Source organism: Anaerorhabdus furcosa (assembly GCF_900167375.1).
In the GTDB taxonomy this organism is placed as follows: Bacteria; Bacillota_I; Bacilli_A; order Erysipelotrichales; family Erysipelotrichaceae; genus Anaerorhabdus; species Anaerorhabdus furcosa.
Genome location: NZ_FUWY01000005.1, coordinates 77,657 through 98,213 on the forward strand (window position 1 = coordinate 77,657; position 20,557 = coordinate 98,213).

20 protein-coding genes and 1 other annotated feature are annotated in these 20,557 nt (G+C 33.0%); all 20 genes read left to right on the plus strand.

Translation table 11 applies throughout. The annotated features are described in order from the left end of the window. The first annotated feature begins 85 nt into the window (after window positions 1-85). The 20 genes from B5D14_RS08625 to B5D14_RS08720 all read left to right on the plus strand — a co-directional run bounded on the left by B5D14_RS08625 (window position 86) and on the right by B5D14_RS08720 (window position 20,543). Window positions 86-1,450, plus strand: a complete 1,365-nt coding sequence (locus B5D14_RS08625; RefSeq protein ID WP_078712224.1) for a MurL-like N-terminal domain-containing — start codon at window positions 86-88, stop codon at window positions 1,448-1,450. Further along, on the plus strand, window positions 1,443-2,759 hold the full coding sequence (gene murD / locus B5D14_RS08630) for a UDP-N-acetylmuramoyl-L-alanine--D-glutamate ligase (protein ID WP_078712225.1): 1,317 nt from the start codon (window positions 1,443-1,445) through the stop codon (window positions 2,757-2,759). Before B5D14_RS08625 ends, murD begins: the two co-directional genes overlap by 8 nt. Beyond that, window positions 2,749-4,338 carry a single-stranded-DNA-specific exonuclease RecJ gene (locus tag B5D14_RS08635; RefSeq protein ID WP_159443769.1) on the plus strand — a complete coding sequence of 530 codons (1,590 nt, stop codon included), beginning with the start codon at window positions 2,749-2,751 and terminating at the stop codon, window positions 4,336-4,338. The genes murD and B5D14_RS08635 overlap by 11 nt, the downstream gene beginning before the upstream one ends. A gap of 48 nt (window positions 4,339-4,386) precedes the next feature. After that, complete coding sequence (locus tag B5D14_RS08640) at window positions 4,387-4,902, plus strand: adenine phosphoribosyltransferase (protein ID WP_078712227.1); 516 nt, start codon at window positions 4,387-4,389, stop codon at window positions 4,900-4,902. 49 nt (window positions 4,903-4,951) lie between these two features. Further along, window positions 4,952-7,162, plus strand: coding sequence for a RelA/SpoT family protein (locus B5D14_RS08645; protein ID WP_078712228.1), 2,211 nt, complete (start codon window positions 4,952-4,954; stop codon window positions 7,160-7,162). Between the two features lie 11 nt (window positions 7,163-7,173). After that, on the plus strand, window positions 7,174-7,620 hold the full coding sequence (locus B5D14_RS08650; protein WP_078712229.1) for a DUF1307 domain-containing protein: 447 nt from the start codon (window positions 7,174-7,176) through the stop codon (window positions 7,618-7,620). Window positions 7,621-7,655: 35 nt separating this feature from the next. Beyond that, window positions 7,656-7,856: a binding site (T-box leader), on the plus strand. Between the two features lie 41 nt (window positions 7,857-7,897). Continuing rightward, window positions 7,898-9,199 (plus strand): histidine--tRNA ligase, encoded by a 1,302-nt coding sequence (hisS, locus tag B5D14_RS08655; protein ID WP_078712230.1) that lies wholly within the window; start codon window positions 7,898-7,900, stop codon window positions 9,197-9,199. Window positions 9,200-9,202: 3 nt separating this feature from the next. Then, window positions 9,203-10,942: an aspartate--tRNA ligase gene (gene aspS / locus B5D14_RS08660; RefSeq protein ID WP_078712231.1), complete on the plus strand. Its 1,740-nt coding sequence runs from the start codon at window positions 9,203-9,205 to the stop codon at window positions 10,940-10,942. Between the two features lie 100 nt (window positions 10,943-11,042). Beyond that, window positions 11,043-11,516, plus strand: a complete 474-nt coding sequence (locus B5D14_RS08665; RefSeq protein WP_078712232.1) for a glutathione peroxidase — start codon at window positions 11,043-11,045, stop codon at window positions 11,514-11,516. A gap of 155 nt (window positions 11,517-11,671) precedes the next feature. Then, window positions 11,672-12,385, plus strand: coding sequence for a UMP kinase (gene pyrH / locus B5D14_RS08670; protein ID WP_078712233.1), 714 nt, complete (start codon window positions 11,672-11,674; stop codon window positions 12,383-12,385). Further along, complete coding sequence (gene frr, locus B5D14_RS08675) at window positions 12,385-12,933, plus strand: ribosome recycling factor (protein ID WP_078712234.1); 549 nt, start codon at window positions 12,385-12,387, stop codon at window positions 12,931-12,933. The genes pyrH and frr overlap by 1 nt, the downstream gene beginning before the upstream one ends. 80 nt (window positions 12,934-13,013) lie before the next feature. Continuing rightward, window positions 13,014-13,238 (plus strand): helix-turn-helix domain-containing protein, encoded by a 225-nt coding sequence (locus B5D14_RS12260; RefSeq protein ID WP_078712235.1) that lies wholly within the window; start codon window positions 13,014-13,016, stop codon window positions 13,236-13,238. 26 nt (window positions 13,239-13,264) lie between these two features. Further along, window positions 13,265-13,966 carry an undecaprenyl pyrophosphate synthase gene (locus tag B5D14_RS08685; protein ID WP_078712236.1) on the plus strand — a complete coding sequence of 234 codons (702 nt, stop codon included), beginning with the start codon at window positions 13,265-13,267 and terminating at the stop codon, window positions 13,964-13,966. Then, a complete protein-coding gene (locus B5D14_RS08690; protein ID WP_078712237.1) occupies window positions 13,963-14,745 on the plus strand; it encodes a phosphatidate cytidylyltransferase in 783 nt (260 codons plus the stop codon). The genes B5D14_RS08685 and B5D14_RS08690 overlap by 4 nt, the downstream gene beginning before the upstream one ends. Continuing rightward, entirely contained in the window at window positions 14,742-15,908 is a 1,167-nt protein-coding gene (gene dxr / locus B5D14_RS08695) for a 1-deoxy-D-xylulose-5-phosphate reductoisomerase (protein ID WP_078712238.1), read from the plus strand. The genes B5D14_RS08690 and dxr overlap by 4 nt, the downstream gene beginning before the upstream one ends. Before the next feature lie 104 nt (window positions 15,909-16,012). Continuing rightward, window positions 16,013-18,001: a BglG family transcription antiterminator gene (locus B5D14_RS08700; protein WP_078712239.1), complete on the plus strand. Its 1,989-nt coding sequence runs from the start codon at window positions 16,013-16,015 to the stop codon at window positions 17,999-18,001. A 2-nt stretch (window positions 18,002-18,003) separates the two neighbouring features. Further along, window positions 18,004-18,828, plus strand: a complete 825-nt coding sequence (locus B5D14_RS08705; RefSeq protein WP_078712240.1) for a class II fructose-bisphosphate aldolase — start codon at window positions 18,004-18,006, stop codon at window positions 18,826-18,828. A gap of 13 nt (window positions 18,829-18,841) precedes the next feature. Next, the gene (locus tag B5D14_RS08710) at window positions 18,842-19,540 is read left to right on the plus strand and encodes a triose-phosphate isomerase (RefSeq protein WP_078712241.1); all 699 of its coding nucleotides are present in this window, start codon (window positions 18,842-18,844) and stop codon (window positions 19,538-19,540) included. A gap of 3 nt (window positions 19,541-19,543) precedes the next feature. Beyond that, the gene (locus B5D14_RS08715) at window positions 19,544-20,059 is read left to right on the plus strand and encodes a YjbQ family protein (RefSeq protein ID WP_078712242.1); all 516 of its coding nucleotides are present in this window, start codon (window positions 19,544-19,546) and stop codon (window positions 20,057-20,059) included. Window positions 20,060-20,063: 4 nt separating this feature from the next. Continuing rightward, window positions 20,064-20,543, plus strand: coding sequence for a PTS sugar transporter subunit IIA (locus B5D14_RS08720; protein WP_078712243.1), 480 nt, complete (start codon window positions 20,064-20,066; stop codon window positions 20,541-20,543). The last annotated feature ends 14 nt before the right edge of the window (window positions 20,544-20,557 follow it).

Below are 20,557 nucleotides of genomic sequence, written 5' to 3' on the forward strand. Positions count from 1 at the left end.
AATCGCGATAAACTACTTACTTTTTGTGTATTTATTTTTAAATTTGAAGCATTATGAGGTATACTATAGTACGAGAGGTATGCCTATGAATTATACTGAATTAAGACAACAATATCCTAATTTTATTTATCATGACTTTCATATTGAAGAGAATGATAGTGAATTTAGAATTACATATGATTTTGAAATAGCAGGCTTGGAATTATTCAATCCAACTTACTTATTTAAAAAAAGAGGAAACCAAGTTTTTAGTAATAAGAAAATAGTACGAGAACTTGTTTTTTCACTTGGTCTAGTTGAATGCATTAGTTATTGGAAAATCACATGCTCCCCTCATTTAATAATTGAATGTGGGAAGCTAAATGATAATCAAATTGCATGGTGGAAGAAACTTTATTTTCATGGTTTAGGAGAATTCTTTTATATTAATCAAATTCAACCAAACTTCGATGATTTTATTACATTGAATTGTGTTGGAAAAGAAATTGAAGGTGACATACTAGTACAAGAGTATGTGGGACAATTAATCCCTGTTGGTGGAGGTAAGGATTCTTTTGTTTCTTTGGAAATATTAAAACCATTATTTGAGGAAAATGATGCGTTTGTTATCAATAAAGTAATGTCTGCGATTCATGCAAGTATTGCTGCTGGATATGAAGAAAAGTTGGTTTATGTAAGCCGTTCATTAGATGCAAGAATGTTAGAGTTGAATAAGAAAGGTTATTTAAATGGGCATACACCATTTTCTGCAATGGTTGCTTTTGCATCGACGCTTGCTGCAGTATTAAATCAAAAGAAATACATTTGTTTATCCAATGAAGCAAGTGCTAATGAATCAACTGTCTTAAATGATACAGTAAATCATCAGTATTCAAAGAGTTATGAGTTTGAAAAAGATTTTAATGAATATAGCCAACAATATTTAGTGCCAGAAATTGAATATTTCAGTTTACTACGTCCTTTATCAGAACTTCAAATCGCTAAAATCTTCTCTAAATCGGTGCAATATCATTCGGTATTCAAAAGTTGTAATGTAGGAAGTAAACAAGAGATTTGGTGTTGTCATTGTGCTAAGTGTTTATTTGTTTATTTACTTATGGCTGCTTATTTAGAAGATGAAGATTGCGTATCTATTTTTGGTCAGGATATGCTAAATAATGAAGAACTCTATCCAATCCTCATGGAATTATGTGGATTAAGTGAGAATAAACCTTTTGAGTGTGTAGGTACAAGAGAAGAAGTAGTTGCAGCTATTTCGCTTGGCATTGAAAAACGTGTTAAACAAAATAAACCACTAGGTATTTTGTATCAAAAGTATTTGAATCAAGTTGGAACACTAGAATTAATTTCACTTGATGAAATTAAAGGTGAATGGAATGATGAACATCAAATTCCAAATCACTTATTGAATTTAGTAAAAGAAAAAGTTGAGGAAGCATTCTATGATTAAGAGTGGAATTATTCAAGAATTTGAAAATAAGAAAATTGCGATTTGGGGATTTGGCCTTGAAGGCAAATCAACATTTTCTTTTATTCGAAAATATCTTCCCAATCTATTTATAACAATAGTAGATGATAATGAAATTGAATTTGATGGACCGCATTGCGTCACACAACTTACTAATAACACGGATTTTAATGATTTTGATATCATTATGAAAAGTCCAGGTATTGTGATTCATGACAAGAAATTTCCACTTGATAAATGTGTTAGTCAATCCCAATTGTTTTTGAAGTATTATAAGAAACAAGTCATTGGTATTACAGGTACTAAGGGAAAGAGTACAACAAGTTCATTACTTTATCATGTATTGAGCCTTACTCATCCTTCAGTTTTTTTAGTGGGAAATATCGGTGTGCCATGTTTTAATATCATCCCAGAATTAAATGAAGATTCAATCGTTGTATTTGAAATTTCATGTCATCAACTTGAATATGCAAAAGACTCACCACACATTGGTGTTCTATTGAATTTATTCGAAGAGCATTTAGATCATTATGGTACTTTTGAAAAATATTGTCATGCCAAATCCAATGTATATAGGCATCAAGAGGATAGTGATATTGCAATCATAAACCAAGATTGTTTAAATTTAGTGCCAACCTGTTCACATGCAATTCTTGCATCGATTAATTCCTCTGGTGATATTTATGCAGAAGGTACAAAACTAGTGAATCCAAAGGGTACAATTGAAATTGATCCAAACAAGGTAGCACTAATAGGGCATCACAATTATTACAATATGGCAATTGTTTATGCCATTGCATCAAATTATTATCATGTGAGTAATCAAGATTTTTTAGATGCGATTGCAACATTTAAAACTTTGCATCATCGTCTAGAAAATATTGGAACTATCCATGGTGTGCGTTATATTGATGATTCAATTTCTACGATATGTCAATCAACAATCCAAGCAATTACTTCACTTCATGATGTGGATACAGTTTTAGTAGGCGGGTTAGATCGTGGGATTGATTATGTTGAATTAATTGATTTCTTGATAGAAAAACAAGTGCCTCATGTTATTTTTATGTATGCTTCAGGTGAAAGAATGTTTGGTATTTGGACAGATAAAACAGAAAGAGAAGCAATTTGGGTAAAAGATTTACAAAGCGCTGTTGCTTTAGCGAAACAAATTACAACAAAAGGAAAGTCTTGTTTATTATCTCCTGCATCAGCAAGTTATGGCTATTTTAAGAACTTTGAAGAGCGTGGGGATGTATTTAAAGAATTGGTATTGAATGATGAAATATAAGAAAATTGAAGTCGATTCAAATGAGATCGAACAAAGACTAAATACTAGCACTTTGGTAAGCAAAGTGGTTGCTTTTCGTAAGTGCACTGATGATCAAATCAATCAATTGCTTACCCATCAACCAACTTTGACAAAGAATCCTTCGCATGCCTTAAAGGAAGTATGTCAAAGATTACTTCTTGCTAAGGAGAACAAAGAAAAAGTATTTGTAGGTGGTGATTATGATGCGGATGGAATTTGTGCTACATCCATCATGGTGGATACACTAAATTTGCTTGAGATTGAAAATGGCTATTATATACCCAATCGTTTTAAAGAAGGTTATGGGTTACATCCCAATATCGTGCAACTTGCATATGACAAAGGATATCAAATCATTATTACAGTAGATAATGGTGTTAAGGCATTTGATGCATTGAAACTTGCAAAAGAATTGGGAATCGAAGTGATTATTTTAGATCATCATGAAATTGAAGAAAATCCAGAATGTGCTTATCTTTTACATCCTGATTTATTTGAAGAACCTTTTAAAGGTTTATCTGGGGCGGGAGTTACGCTGCAAGTTGCAAATGAATTAGTAGGTAGAAATCACAAACATATTGCTTTAGCATGTGTTGCAACAATGGGCGATATCATGAATCTTTGGGGTGAAAACCGTACGATTGTTCGTTTGGGTTTGGATATTATCAATCAGCATCTTGTACCACATATGGATGCTTTATTGGATACAAATTCAAAAGTTACTGAAAAAGACGTTGCGTTTCAAATTGTACCTAAACTTAATGCCGTAGGACGTCTTCAAGAAATGGCAAATCCAAACAATGTAGTGAAGTTTTTCTTGCAAAACAATCCCAATGAAATAAAACAATTTGCGCTACAGATGAATGAATTAAACAACCAAAGAAAACAGATGACACTTCAAATGAATGTACTAGCTGAGAAAAAGAATTTGGATGATGATTTTATCATTGTTCAAGATGAGCGCTTCCACGAAGGGTTAGTAGGACTTCTTGCGGGGAAACTTGCAGGGAAGTATAAGAAACCATCACTTGTTTTTTGTGAAACAGATGAACTAATAAAAGGGAGTGGAAGAACAGCGAATGGATTTGACTTGTATAGTTTCTTTGCTGTTGGTTTTGAAGATGAGTTTGTAAATTTTGGTGGGCATAGTGGTGCCATTGGATGTTCAATCAAAAAAGAAAAGTTTGAGCAATTCAAAGACAAAGTAAAAGAAAAATTTGCTCATATTGAGCCTCAACAAGAAATCCTTGAAGAAGCATGCACTATTAGTGCAAATGATCTATCTTTATCAGCTGTTCATGAATACTTAGATTTAGCACCATTTGGACAAGGCTTTGCCGAAGTTATCTTTGCAGTTGATGATTTGAAAGTGGTTAGTACACAATTAATTAAACAAAAATTCCTGAAAATAAAATTTGAAAATAATATTGAGGCAATCTGGTTTGATGTAGATCCAAGTATCAAAGTAGAAGAATGTAAAACTGTCTACGCCGAGGTTACAATCAATGAATTTCTAGGACGTAAAAAGTGCTCGTTAATTGTTAAAACAATAGAATAAGTAAATAGAATAGTGTATAATTGTACTGTTAATTAGGAGGCTACACCGATGAATTTAAAGAATTACATTGCAGAGATTCAAGATTTTCCAATTGAAGGAGTTCTATTTCGTGATATCACACCATTAATGAATGATGGAGAAGCTTTTTTTGAAGCTACTCGTCGTATTCAAGAATTTGCAGAAACATGTGGTGCTGAAATTATTGTAGGACCTGAATCAAGAGGATTTATCTTTGGATGCCCTGTTGCGGTAAATATGAAAATTGGATTTGTACCTGTACGTAAACCAGGTAAACTTCCTCGTAAAACGATTAGCTATAAATATGATCTAGAATATGGTTCAAATGAATTGCATATGCATGCTGATTCGATTAAGAAAGGACAAAAAGTTCTTATTGTCGATGATTTATTGGCTACTGGAGGCACAGTGGAAGCAACAATTAAACTTGTTGAAGAAATGGGTGGAGAAGTAGTTGGTTGTGCATTCTTAATTGAACTATTAGGATTAGAAGGTCGTAAGGCATTGGGTAATTATAATGTCTTTACGGTCATGTCTTATGAATAAATAATCGAAGAGGAATCTTCGGTTTTTTTACAAGAAAGGAGGAACAAATATGGCAACAAACACAACGAAAATAATTACAAAAGATGATATCCTAACTGCCTCAAAAGAATATATTCATAATGAAGATAGTTTGAAGATTATCTCTAAATCAATTGATTATGCAACTGAAAAACATGAAGGTCAATTTCGTAAAAGTGGAGAACCTTATATTATTCATGCGTTGAATGTTGGTTATATTTTAGCAATACTTCATTGCGGGCCTAGAACGATAGCGGCAGGTTTGCTTCATGATGTACTTGAAGATTGTGATGTTCCTCGTGAAGAATTAGTAAAGCAATTTGATGAAGAAGTTACAGGTCTTGTTGAAAGTGTTACAAAGATTGGTAATATTCAATTCAAAGATGAAAAAGAATATTTAGCTGCAAACCATCGAAAAATCTTTATTGCGATGGCTCGCGATATACGTGTTATTTTAATTAAACTTGTCGATCGTCTACACAATATGCGTACACTTCAATACATGCCAGAGGAGAAGCAAAAACGCATAGCAGCTGAGACACTAGAAGTATATGCACCGATTGCCCATCGCTTGGGTATTAGTGAGATTAAAAATGAATTAGAAGATTTGAGTTTCTTTTATCTTGATCGTGATATGTATTATCAAATTGCCCACCTTGTTGAAGCGAAGAAAGCTGAACGTGATGAACAAGTTAAGCATATGATTCAAGAAATATCGGAATTATTAACATTGAACAAAATTGAATTTAGAATCTTCGGTCGAAGTAAACACTTGTATAGCATTTATAAAAAAATGAAAACAAAAGGTAAACGATTTGAAGAAATCCTAGATTTACTTGCGATTCGTATAGTAACGAAGACAGAATTAAACTGTTATGAAATATTAGGTCATATTCATGCAACATATCGTCCAATTCCAGGTCGCTTAAAAGACTATGTGGCGATGCCTAAGATGAACATGTACCAATCACTGCATACAACAATAGTGGGTGATGAGGGAAGAATCTTTGAAGTACAAATTCGTACTGAAAATATGGATTCCATTGCTGAGCAAGGGGTTGCGGCTCACTGGCGTTATAAAGAAGGTTCAAAATATGATTCAAAACGCGAACAAAAAGAAATCGAACAAAAGTTAACTTGGTTTAAAGACTTTGCAAATTTAACAAGTGATCAAGAAGATGATAATCCAGTTGAATACATGGATCGTCTGCAAAAAGATGTCTTTGAAGCCAATGTTTATGTCATGACACCCAATGGTCGGGTTATTGATTTGCCAAATGGTTCTACTCCAATCGATTTTGCTTATCGGGTTCATACAGAGGTGGGACATGCCTGTGTGGGAGCAATTGTAAATGAAACATTAGTTCCATTGAATACGGTATTAAAAACAGGGGATGTAGTTCAAATTCGAACTTCAAAACAATTCCCTGGACCAAGTGAAGACTGGTTAAAGGTAGTTAAAACCAATCAAGCAAAAAGTAAGATTAAATCCTACTTGATGCGAAAAGAGGTGGAACGACGCCAAGAAAAAGTTGATATTGGTGAAGGAATTATTCGTGATGAATTAAGAAAACGTGGCTTTGATGATAAAGAATACATGGAGAAGAAGAAGATTGAAGGTATCTTCCAACACTTCCAAGTAAGTAATTATATCGATTTCATGTATGCAGTAGCAGTGAAGTCAATTTCCCCACAAAATGTTGTTGAGAAACTGACGAATCAAAAACGAAGCGTACTTGAAACAAATGCTTTATCAAGATTATTGAACAAAGAACATACACCAAAGAAAACAACATCTAAATCTGGCTTAAAGGTATCGGGTGTTGATTCTATGATGATGTCTTTGGCGGGTTGTTGTAATCCTGTTTATGGTGATGAAATCATTGGCTATATAACAAAGGGACAAGGAGTTAAAGTTCACCGTAAAGATTGTCCTAACATCCAAGGTACAAAGAGTAGGCTTATTGAGGTTGAATGGGATGATAATATCTCAAAACAACAATATGAGGCTAATTTAACTTGTTTATCACATGATCGTAATTTCTTAATTACGGATATTGTGACAGTTGTATCGCAATGTAAAGCCAATTTAATGGGTATTAATTCAGTCGTAAACAGTGAAGATTTGACCGCAACGACAAAAATGAATATACTAGTAGATGATATTGATCATCTACAAAATGTCATTGCAAACCTAAAAAAGGTAAATAGTGTCATTTCTGTGGAAAGACAAATATTATAGGAGAGAAATTTATGAAAAAATTATTAGCAGTTGCTTTAGTAGCACTTGTTCTTGCAGGTTGCTCAAGCGGATCAAAAACACAAACATTAGCTTGTAACCAAGCATCTACTGATGCAACAATGGATTCTACATTTGTATTCACTGATGGTGCATTAACAAAACTTGAACAAGTAACAGTAATCACAATTCCTGAGGGACAAGCAGAAGCAGTTGCTGCATTAACTACAGCTTTAGATGCTTCTAAAGAACAAATCAATGCAATTGATGGTGCTTCTTATGAATACTCAATTACAGATACAAGTGCAACAATTACTGTGAAATATGACATTACTAAAATGAGTGATGAAACATTACTTGGATTTGGTTTCACAGATGATATGAAAGTTGATGGAAAATTCAACATTGATAAAATCACTGAAACATACAAAAATATCGGAATTGAATGTACAACAAAATAAATCTTGTATCGTGACATACTGCATGATATAGTAATATAAATTCTAAGATAAAGAGGTTATTTAAAGGCTATTGTAGAGAAAGAAACAATTGGTGAAAGTTTCTATAGACTGAATAATAATTGACACTTTTGAGAAGTATTTCTGAACTAAAGTAGGAAATATCGTATTCCGCGTTAAGGATTGAAGTGCATGGAAACATGAACTAAGGTGGTACCACGTAATTAAGCGTCCTTAGACTAGGGCGCTTTTTATATTCAAAAAAGAAGGAGGAGAAGATATGGGTTATCAAACAGCAAGAGGAACTTATGATGTATTACCAAGTGAGGTAAATCGTTGGCATCAAGTTGAAGATTTAATTCAAACGCTTTGTACACTATATGATTACAAAGAAATACGTACACCTATCTTTGAGGATACAAGTGTATTTAAAAGAGAAAATGATAGTTCTGATATGGTGAACAAAGAAATGTATTCATTTCAAATAAGTAGTGATTCACTAACATTAAGACCAGAGGGAACTGCCGGAGTTGTGCGTAGTTTTGTGCAACATAAATTATTTGGTAGTATGGAAATGCCTGCAAAGTTTTATTATGTTGGACCAATGTTTCGTTACGAAAGACCACAAAAGGGAAGACAACGTCAATTCAATCAATTTGGAATAGAGAACATTGGTATTAAAAGTCCAATGGCAGATGTGGAAACAATTGCCCTAGGATATACCTTAGTTAAGACAATCGGCTTATCATCAATCAAAGTTTTGTTAAATACATTGGGTGATGATGAAAGTAGAAAAGCTTACCGCGAAGCACTAAGAGAGCATTTTAAGGATCATGTTGATGAATTGTGCGGTGATTGCAAACGTCGCTATGACCAAAACCCACTTCGTTTACTAGATTGTAAAGTGGATAAAGATCATCCTTCAATGAAAGATGTACCACAATTGAAAGATTATTTAACGAAAGAATCAAAAGAATACTTCGAACAAGTTTGTGCTGGGCTAGATGCTTTAGAGATTCCATATGAAGTAGACCAAAGACTTGTAAGAGGATTGGATTATTATACACATACTGTTTTTGAGGTTGTATCAACGCATGAAGAAGCAGGTAGTCAATCAACAATTTTTGCTGGTGGACGTTATGATGGTTTAGTTCAATATTTTGGCGGACCAGAAATGTCAGGTGTTGGTTTTGCAATTGGACTTGAACGTTTGCTCTTAATGGCAGAGGCAGAAAACTGTGAGTTTGAATCAGAACCAAGTTTAGATGTATACGTGATGAGTTTAGGTGAAGTTGGTACCATGCCACTTCAAGTAGCGTCTATTTGTAGAGCAGCAGGTTATATTACAGATTTGAATTTCATCGAACGTTCTATGAAGAGTCAATTTAAATCAGTGGATCGTAAAGCTGCTAAAGTGTGCATCATTATTGGTGAAGATGAAGTTAAAAATAAACAAGTTACATTAAAACACATTGCTTCACAAAATCAAAAAATAGTAAGTTTAGATGAAATAGTAGATACATTGGATCATTATTTAAATGAAGAACATGATTGCACATGTCACGAGTGTACAGGAGAATAAGAAATGAAAAGAACACATCAAAATGGCGAATTACGCTTAAGTCATGCAAATGAAAAAGTAACCCTTGTTGGGTGGGTAGCAAAAAGAAGAAATCTAGGATCACTTGTCTTCATTGATTTAAGAGATCGCTCAGGTATTGTACAACTTGTATTTGATGAAACAATGGAAGAATCAGTAAAAGATGTACGAAATGAATATGTACTTCAAGTAGAAGGGATTGTTTCTGAAAGAAAAGATAAGAATCCAAAACTCGCAACTGGTGAAATTGAAATTAAAGTTGAATCCATTAAAATTATCAATACTGCAGAGACAACACCAATCATTGTTGCAGATGAAACAGATGCTTTAGAAGATACACGTTTAAAATATCGTTATTTAGATATTCGTCGTAATCAAATAAAAAATAATTTAATACTACGTCATGAGGTATGTTTACTAGTGAGAAACTTTCTATCAAAGTTAGGCTTTGTGGAAATTGAAACACCAATTCTATGTAAAAGTACTCCTGAGGGAGCACGTGACTATTTAGTGCCAAGTCGTATTAGCAATGGTAAATTTTATGCGTTGCCTCAATCACCTCAACTCTATAAACAATTGTTGATGGTAGGGGGAATGGAAAGATATTTTCAAATCGCACGTTGTTTCCGTGATGAAGATTTACGTGCAGATCGCCAACCGGAATTTACTCAAATTGATATTGAGATGAGTTTTGTGGATGAAGAAGATGTATGGAGTGTAGTTGAAAGTTTAATGCGTGAAATATTTACGCAAGTAAAAGGAGTAAACTTACCTGAATTTAAGCGTTTAACTTATGTTGAATGTATGAGTCGTTATGGTAGTGATAAACCAGATACTCGTTTTGGGTTAGAACTAAATGATGTAACAGAAGTGTTTAAGAATACTTCATTTGAAATCTTTAAGAACATTATCGATGCGAAGGGAATTATTAATGCAATCTGCTTGAAAAATGGGGGCGATAAATTCTCTCGTAAAGATTTAGATAAATTACAAGATTATGCAAAAGTATATGGTGCAAAAGCGCTATCTTATCTAAAATATAGTAATCAAGAGTTAAGTGGATCAATTGCTAAAGTTGTAAGTGATGATGAAAAAGCGGAATTAATTCGTAAATTTGAATTAGCGGAAAATGATTTGTTATTATTTATTGCTGATAAAAAGAAAGTTGCTCAAACTGCATTAGGTGCTTTGCGTACTAAACTTGGACATGATTTAGGTTTAATTGATGAATCATTATATAATTTCTTATGGGTAACTAATTTCCCAATGTTTGAGTACAATGAAGAAGAAAATCGTTATGTGGCAGCTCATCATCCATTTACATCACCTAACTTAGAAGATGTTGATAAATTAATGAGTAATCAAGAAAATTGTTATTCACGTGCTTATGACCTTGTATTAAACGGATATGAATTATTGAGTGGATCAATTCGTATTCATGACCAAAAGGTACAAGCGAAAGTATTTGAAGCAATTGGTATGTCACAAGAGGAAGCAAAAGATAAATTCGGGTGGTTTATTGAAGCATTTAAATATGGTACACCTCCTCATGGTGGAGTAGGGATTGGATTAGAACGTCTTATTATGATTCTATCTGGTACTGATAACATTCGTGATGTAGTTGCATTCCCTAAAACTGCAAGTGCTTCTGACTTAATGAGTGAAGCACCAAATTCAGTGGATGAGAAACAATTAAAAGAATTAGGTATAAAGTTGAATAAATAACAGAGTGTCCTATCAATTTAGATAGGACTTTTTATTTGAAAGAGTACTTCAAGTGACAAACAAGAAGATAGGACTATAATAAAATTAAAGGAGAAATAGTATGAAAATATATGATTTAAAAGTTAAGAGTCATGATGGGAAAGAAGTATCTTTGAAAGATTATGAAGGTAAAGTACTACTCGTTGTGAATACTGCAACTCATTGTCAACATACTCCTCAATACGTATATTTGAAAGAAATATATGATAAGTTTCATGACCAAGGATTGGAAATATTGGATTTCCCATCTGACCAATTAAATGGTAAAGCACCTGGAACTAATTCTGAAATTCACGATTTTTGCGTAAAGGAATATAACATTGAGTTTCCTCAATTTGAAAAAATTGAGGTCAATGGTGAAAATCAAGCACCATTATATGAATTATTAAAGACACAAAGAGGTGGATTATTCGATGATGAAATTGAATATAATTTCACTAAATTCTTACTAAACCGTGATGGTGAGGTAATTATGAGATATGAACCAACAATTGATTTCTTAACAATTGAAAGAGATATTAAAGAGTTATTGTAGAGAACTGAAGTAATATTCAGTTCTTTTTACATTCTTGACTTCTTGCATAGGGTCTAAAAGTAAGGTATAATTACAACGGAAATTTAAGGTATTACTTGATCATATATTTGCGATGAGTGAAACCTTTTCTTTGCGAAAGAGAGGCGGTTATTTCAATGTATCGTAGAGTATTATTGAAGTTAAGTGGTGAGGCTTTATCAGGCAATGGAAACAATTTTGATCCAGAGATTCTAAAAAGTTTAGCTGAAGAAATAAAAGAAATTCATGAACAAGGTGTTGATTTAGCGATTGTTGTGGGTGGAGGAAACTTCATTCGTGGTAAAATGGCATCAAATCTTGGCATTGACCGTGTACAAGGTGATTATATGGGAATGTTAGCTACTGTGATTAATGCTTTAGCAATTCAAGGAGCATTAGAACAAGCAGGAGTTCCTACACGAGTACAAACAGCGATTGAAATGAATAAGGTTGCAGAACCATTCATTGTTCGTCGTGCTCTTCGACATCTAGAAAAGGGTCGTGTAGTTATTTTTGGTGGAGGAACAGGAAATCCATATTTCTCAACTGATACAACAGCAGCACTTCGTGCATCAGAAATTAAAGCAGATGTTATTTTAATGGCTAAAAATGGTGTTGATGGTGTTTATAGTGCAGATCCTAAATTAGATAAAACAGCAATTAAATTTGAACAATTGACTTATATGGATTTAATCCAACAAGAATTACAAGTAATGGATACAACTGCGACAAGCATGTGTATGGACAATAAAGTAGATTTGGTTGTCTTCAATATGAATGAACGTGGTAATATTAAGAAAGCAGTCATGCAAGAAAAAATTGGAACAGTAATTAAGAAGGAGATAAAATAATGGCTTATATCGTACTAGATACAGCAAAAGAAAAAATGGAAAAAGTAATTGCACACTATTCTGAAAGTTTAAATACAATTCGTACTGGTCGTGCTAATACAACAATGTTAGATCATGTAGAAGTTGACTACTATGGGTCTCCAACACCAGTAAATCAAATCGCAGGCATTACTGTTGTGGAAGGAAGAACTCTAGTTATTAAACCTTATGATGCTTCAAGTTTAAAAAATATTGAAAAAGCTTGTAATGAAGCAGATTTAGGAATTGCACCACAAAACGATGGAACAGTAGTCCGTTTAACTGTACCAGCACTTACAGAAGAAACAAGAAAAGAAATGTGTAAAAAAGTATCTAAGTTTGCAGAAGAAGCAAAAGTTCAAGTAAGAAATGTACGTCGTGATGCTAATGAAGCAGCTAAAAAAGATGAAACATTAACTGAAGATCTTGAAAAAGATTGCTTGGATAGAATTCAAAAAGCAACTGATGAAGCAATCAAAAAGATTGATGATATCGCTGTAACAAAAGAAAAAGAAGTAATGACAATCTAGATTAAAGAATAGTTCATTAATGTGAACTATTTTTTTATTTGCAAAAATTTGATGCTTAGTTATGACAAAGAGGATAGAATATGGAGCAAATACAACTTTTACAAAATGCAATAAATTATATTAAAGAACATCTTTTAGAGAGTATTAATTACAAGGATATTGCTTACAAATATGGTTATGAAACACTTGAAAGTTTTTCAAAGGCATTTTCGCGTTTTTTTTGTGAATTACCAATCATTCATTTCAAAACAGGTATTTTGAATTTGGTGACAGTAGAACTATCATTCATTTGTGAAATATGCTAGAATATTTTCATGAGTAAGGTGATGTTATGGATAAAATAAGACATGTCGCTATCATCATGGATGGAAATGGGCGATGGGCTAAACGTCAAAATAAAATGCGTACCCAAGGACATTATCAAGGATCAGAGAATGTTAGAAATATTGCGATTGCAGCAAACGATGACGGAATAGAAGTTTTAACGTTGTTTGCTTTTTCTACTGAGAATTGGAAACGACCTGAAGAAGAAGTGAATTATTTGATGAAATTACCCGCAGTCTTTTTTCAAAAATTCTTAAAAGAATTAATGGAAAAAAATATTCGAATTCAAATGATAGGACAAATGGAAGGAATTCCAAAAGAAACAGCTAAATTGTTTCAAAAAGCAATTGAAGATACAAAAAATAATACAGGTATGATATTGTGCTTTGCGATGAATTATGGATCACAAAGAGAAATTCTACTTGCAGCTAAAGCATTTGCACAAGATGTACAATCGGGTAAACAAACATTGGATATTGATGAAAAAGACTTTGAACAATATTTAATGACAAAAGATTATCCACCGATTGATTTTTTAATACGTACAAGTGGCGAATATCGAATTTCAAATTTTTTATTATGGCAAATTGCCTATAGTGAACTTATTTTTGTGGATGAGACTTGGCCAGAATTTACTCCAGAAGAGTTTAATCGTTGTTTAGATGATTTTAAACAACGCGATCGACGATTCGGAGGTCTTAAGAAATGAAGCAAAGGTTAGTTACTGGATTAATTATTGCGCTCATTGCAGTTCCTCCTTTAGTGCTTGGTGGTTTTCCATTACTTTTACTTGTGTTTGCAGTTAGTGGACTTGCATCCTATGAGATATTGGCGGTGCGAGGAGGTAAAATTAGTTGGGGGTTGGTGTCGTTTTTATTCGCAAGTACGTTAGTCATGTACCTAGTACCCATCGATTTTTATATCCCAGCAATTATTGCATTTCTTATCGTCTTGTTTGTAATTCATATTTTCACAAAAGAAATCAGTATCGAAGATTTAAGTTATGTATTTGTCATGACAATGATTTTAACACTCGCTGTTAAGGGAATTATCCACATCTATAATTATGGTGGTCTAGTCATGATTTATGTAGCACTGGCTTGTTTTGGATGTGATACAGGTGCTTATTTCTTTGGGGTATTTTTTGGAAAGCACAAATTGATTGAAAGAATATCACCGAAGAAAACATGGGAAGGTGCAATTGGTGGCTGGTTAACTGGTGCTGTTGCTTCTTATGCCTTCGCAATGATTTTTATACCCAATATGTTTGATCCAAGTGTAATCTTGTTTTCATCGCTAACACTACCGATTGTTGCCCAAATTGGTGATTTATCTTTTAGTGCAGTGAAAAGACAATATCATGTAAAAGATTTTGGTTCAATATTTCCAGGTCATGGAGGAGTATTGGATAGAGTAGATAGCTTATTATTCTGCTTAATGTACTTCCATGCAATTCTATTATTTATTGAGGTTGTGGTGATTATATGAAAAAAATAGTACTTTTAGGAGCTAGTGGTTCCATTGGCTCACAAACAATAGATGTGATAGTATCACATCCTGAAGAATTTGATTTGGTCGCATTTAGTGTGGGACATAATATAAATAAAGTTCATGAAATATTAGAAAAATTTCCGATGATTCAACACATTGGTGTTGCAGATGAAAAAGATGCTATAGAACTGAAGAAACAATATGCAAGCATAGAATTTTATTTTGGTGATAAGGGACTTTGCCAATTAGCAAATCTTGATGGTTATGATACATTCATTAGTGCTATTGTTGGATTTCGAGGACTTGAACCTTTGTTAGAAGCAATTAAAAAAGTAAAATACATTGCTTTGGCAAACAAGGAAAGTTTAGTAGCAGGAGGTCCATTAATTAAAAAGGCACTGAATGATTACAATGTAATGTTGTTGCCAATTGATTCAGAGCATTCTGCAATATTGCAATGTTTACAAGGTAATAATATTTCTGAAATTGATCGATTGATAGTTACTGCTAGTGGTGGTAGTTTTAGAGATAAAACTAGAGCAGAACTTACTAATGTAACAAAAGAGCAAGCATTAAAACATCCAAACTGGAAAATGGGTGGTCGAATAACAATTGATAGTGCAACAATGGCAAACAAAGGATTTGAAGTTATTGAAGCCCATTATTTATTCGATATACCTTTTGATAAAATTGAAGTCGTTATTCATTCGGAAAGTGTTGTGCACTCACTTGTACAATATCGTGACCATTCTGTGATTGCTCAAATGGGATCTGCAGATATGAAGATACCAATTCAATATGCACTCTCTTATCCAAGACGATTAAAGATGTATGGTGATAAACCCTTTAATTTCATGGACTACCCAGAATTACACTTCCAAATACCTGATTTCGAAAGATTCCCCTTACTTGCATTAGCTTACGAAGTAGGCAAGAAAGGTGGTAACTTAGGTGCTATTATGAATGGTGCTGATGAAGAAGCCGTTTCCTTATTCCTTGAAGATAAAATTAAGTTCTTAGAAATAGAAGACTATGTTATTCAAGCAGTTAGGCAATGCCGTTTTATTGAGAACCCTTCATTAGAAGAATTAATAGCGAGTGACTTAGATTCGAGAGAATTTGTAAGGCAAATGTATGAAGCAAGAGAGACTGTCAAATGACAGTTTTTTTTATTCCAAATTGAAAATTTCCACATTAATATGGAAATTTGAATACGTATAATTAGTGAAAATTATCTCATATAATACAAATAAAGAGATAAAGAATGGAGATATTTATGGTGCAAATTAAGCAACGTCAACGTAATTTATTTAAATTATTATCTCAGATGAAAGACTACAAACCAACTAGTTTTTTCAGTGTAAATTTCAGAGTATCGGATAAAACAATCTATAACGATGTAAATACATTGAATGATCAAATGAGTACTTATGATTTATATATTGATAAACAGCCAAGACATGGATTAAAACTGGTTGGATTAGGAAAAAATATAGTTCGATTTGAAGAAGAACTCCAATTAATGTCGAGTGATCATCAAGAGAACCATTATCCAACACATCGAAGAATTCAATTGATTAAATGGCTTTTAATTGATGATGAAAAATGCAGTTTAGAAGATTTAGAAACTAGATTTTTTATAAGTCAAGCAGCATTAAGAAAAGATATTGATTATCTTCAAAATATATTTGGAGATTACAAAATAACTTGTACAACTTCGAAGTCAATATTAAAAGTGAAGGGATCTGAAATCTATATTCAAAGAGCAATCAAAGATTTTGTACAAAACATAAGCAAAATTGATGATAGTTATGATACATTAACAAGTTTTGATCCTGTTTTAAATATTATGAATCAACTCTTTGGAGAAGAGTTAGTCAATATAGTGAAAGAAGCAGTGACAACCTATATTATTTCTACCAATGCATTATCAGATTATTATGTACGTTCAATTACATTGACTATTCTCATTATGGTTGCAAGAACCAAAAACAATCACCACATTCAATTGAATGATGTTGTTATCGATGATTTAAGTTATTTGGAACCCTACATGATTGTCATAGAGATGCAAGAATATTTCGAGAAAAAATATGGCTTAACTTTGTTAGAAAGTGATACGAAGTATTTAAGTCAACAAATGTATGCTCATCGTATTGAACCACAAGCAAGAGAAAAGTATTTGAAAGATCAATACGTCGATGTTGTCAATCGAATGATGAAGATGATGTCACGTTGCTTACAAACAGATTTAAACAATGATGAGCGATTAAGAGATTCCTTGCTATTCCATTTACCACCAATGCTTTATCGATTAAAACGTGGAATAAAAGTAAGTAATCCACTACTTCAAGAAATTAAGAAACAATACATTGTGTTGTTCTCACTTACTTGGTTTGTTGCGAGTGAATTAGAAAAAGAATTTGATGTTCACTTTGACGATGATGAGATTTCATTCTTATTTATTTACTTCCAAATATCATTGGAGAAACGGCATGGAATTCAATTTAAAAATATTGTAATTGTATGTCCCATAGGACTTGCAACTAGTGAATTGATCTTTACAAGAATTAGACAAAACGTTCAACCACAAGATAACATCCTAACAATGAATGTTGAAGAGTTACTAAAAACGGAATTAAAGAACATTGATTTGATTATATCAACAGTAAAACTTCCGGATATAAATGTACCAGTAGTTTATGTTTCACCATTACTAACAGAACACGATTTAAATTTGATTAATGAAATCTATTCGAGTGTGAAGAAAGAGCGAGAGTTAAAAAACATATCCCCTTTCCATCAAATAGAGCTAGCTCATTTCTTCCACCCAGATTTCATTTTTCACAACAAGAAGTTTAAAACGAAAAATGAATGTCTTGATTACTTAATCAAGATTTATCAAAAGAGAAAATACGTTAATGAAGAATTTGCTGAAAGTATTTATGAGCGAGAAAAAATGGGTGATACAAGTATGTACACTGGAGCTGCAATTCCTCATGCTTCACCAGAGACAGTACTTAAATCACAAATATCAGTTGTAACGCTGAAAGATAAAATCAAATGGGGAAGTCAAGATGTGAACTTAATTGTCTTTATTGCAGTAGCAAAAGATGATATGGATCGTATTAAAAATGTTTTATCAAAGTTATTAGATATATTGGAATCAACTCAAACGATTGAAAAAATGGTTCATGCGTCTAATAAGGAGATATTAGTTGAAATACTTGAAGAATCTTTAAATGGGAGGTAGACATGTTAGTTAATTCAAAAGAAATCTTAAGTAAAGCGAAACAAGAAGGTTATGCAGTACCAGCACCAGATTTTATTGATTTAGATAGTGCACGCAGTTATGTACAAGGTGCAGAGAAAGAAGGAAAACCAATCATTCTATCTTTTGCACAAGCACATAGTAATGTAATTTCTTTAGAAGAAGCTGCATTAATTGGTAAATATATTGCTGAGAATTCAGTTGTACCAATTGTATTGCATTTAGATCATGGAACGGATATTGAGTTTATAAAAAAAGGAATTGATTTAGGTTTTACCTCAGTCATGATTGATGCATCAATGGATACATTTGATGAAAATGTTCGTAAAACAAAAGAAGTTGTTGCTTATGCTCATCCAAGAAATGTAACAGTTGAAGCAGAGATTGGACATGTAGGTAGTGGTGACAATTATGAAAATCATGATCATACTGATTCAATTTATACAGAGGTACATGAAGCGATTAAATTTGTTGGATTAACAGATGTTGATTCTTTGGCGGTATCTATTGGAACTGCTCATGGTAAATATAAAGGAATTCCTCAAATTAATTTTGAAAGATTAAATGAATTAAAAGATGCAGTAAGTGTTCCTCTTGTACTTCATGGAGGATCTGGTTCAGGAGATGACAACCTAAAGCGTTGTGCTCATAACGGTATAAGTAAAATTAATATCTTTACCGATTTCTTAGTTGGAGCAATGAATGAAATCAATGAAAAGAAACCAACTGAGTATTTTGATTTAAAAGTATGTGCGAATGATGGAATGAAAAAAGTTCTTGAGCACTACTTCAAGGTTTTTTCTAAATAGGAGGAGAGATGAAATGAGTAAAGTTCAATTACGTAGACCATTCTTTGTGATTAATCCTAAATCATATTTGTATGGTGACAAAATTTTAGAACTTGCAAAGTATGCAGATCAATTGGCTGCAAAGTATGACTTTGATGTTCTATTTACTGCACAGCACGCAGATTTGAGATTAATTAGTGAAAACACGTCAAAGTTGATTGTAATTGCGCAACACATGGATGGAATTAAAGCAGGTAAAGGTATGGGGCACATTCTACCAGAGGGTTGTATTGCTGCTGGTGCAAAAGGAAGCTTTCTAAACCATGCTGAGCATCCAATGACAATGCACGAGTTAGCACTTGCGATGCATCGTTTGGATGAACTTGAATTATTAACGATAGTTTGTGCAGATAGTGTAGAGGAAGCAAAGGCAATAGCAAAATTAAATCCAAATGTCATGGTGTGTGAACCTACAAGCCTTATTGGTACAGGACAAGTAAGTGATGCCAACTACATGAAATCAACAAATGAAGCAGTTAAAAGTGTTTCCCCAACAACCCAAGTTCTTCAAGCAGCAGGAATTAGCACAGGACAAAATGTATATGATGCAATTGTGATTGGTGCTGATGGCACGGGTGGAACAAGTGGTATTGTTGCCGCAGATGATCCATTTAAAACATTAGATGAAATGTTTGAAGCTTTGGATAAAGCTCGTACAGATATTAAGGAGTAAAAAATGAAAACTTATAAAGAGACAGTCATATTAACATCAAATGGTCAAAGGGTAACGTATCACAACATTACAGATCAAGTAAAAGAAATTGTAAAGAAAAGTGGTGTTCAAAATGGAATTGTAGTTGTTCAATCTCAACATACGACATGTTCAGTTATCTTTGAAGAATATGTTCATGATAAAGATTATAACGGTGATGAATACTTACAAGTTGATTTGAACCGTATTCTAGATCGTATTATCCCAAGAGAACTAACTGACAATATGGATTATCGTTATCCAGGTCCAGAACATCTACAATTCTTAATTGATTTTGAAGATCCAACATTTCCAAAAGATCCAGGAACTATTCTTAATGGAGATGCCCACATACGTGCCTCTTTCTTTGGAGCTAGTGAAACATTCATTATTGAAAATCAAAAAATGTTAACAGGTGCGGTTGGCTACATTTATTTCATAGACTGGGACCAAAATAGAGTACGTGATCGTAAATGTCATGTCATGGTAATGGGTGAGTAGTTACATGAGTAATTTACTAAATGATATGTACTTTGATGAAAGTTTAGTTGTGTTGGATTTAGAAGCAAAGAAGAGTGAAGAAGCATTAACTAAACTTGCATCAGTACTCCAAGAGAAAGGTGTAGCTAAAGATTCATTTACACCTGCAATTCTAAAAAGAGAAAAAGAGTATCCTACAGGTTTAATGTGTGAAGAGCTAGCAGTAGCAATTCCTCACACTGATGCTGAACATGTAAATAAGCAAGCAATTGCGATTGCGATTCTAAAAGAACCAGTACAATTTGTTCAAATGGGGACAGAGAGTGACATGGTTGATGTAAAAGTGATGTTCATGTTAGCTATTAAAGAACCACACAAACAAATGGATTTCTTACAAGCATTGATGTTTGCGTTTATGTCAAAAGACAAACTAAGCACACTTGCAAAATGTAAAACAACTCAAGAAGTTGCAGAATGTTTTAAAGGCTTTTTTGAGGAGTTATAAAAGGAAAGGAGAAA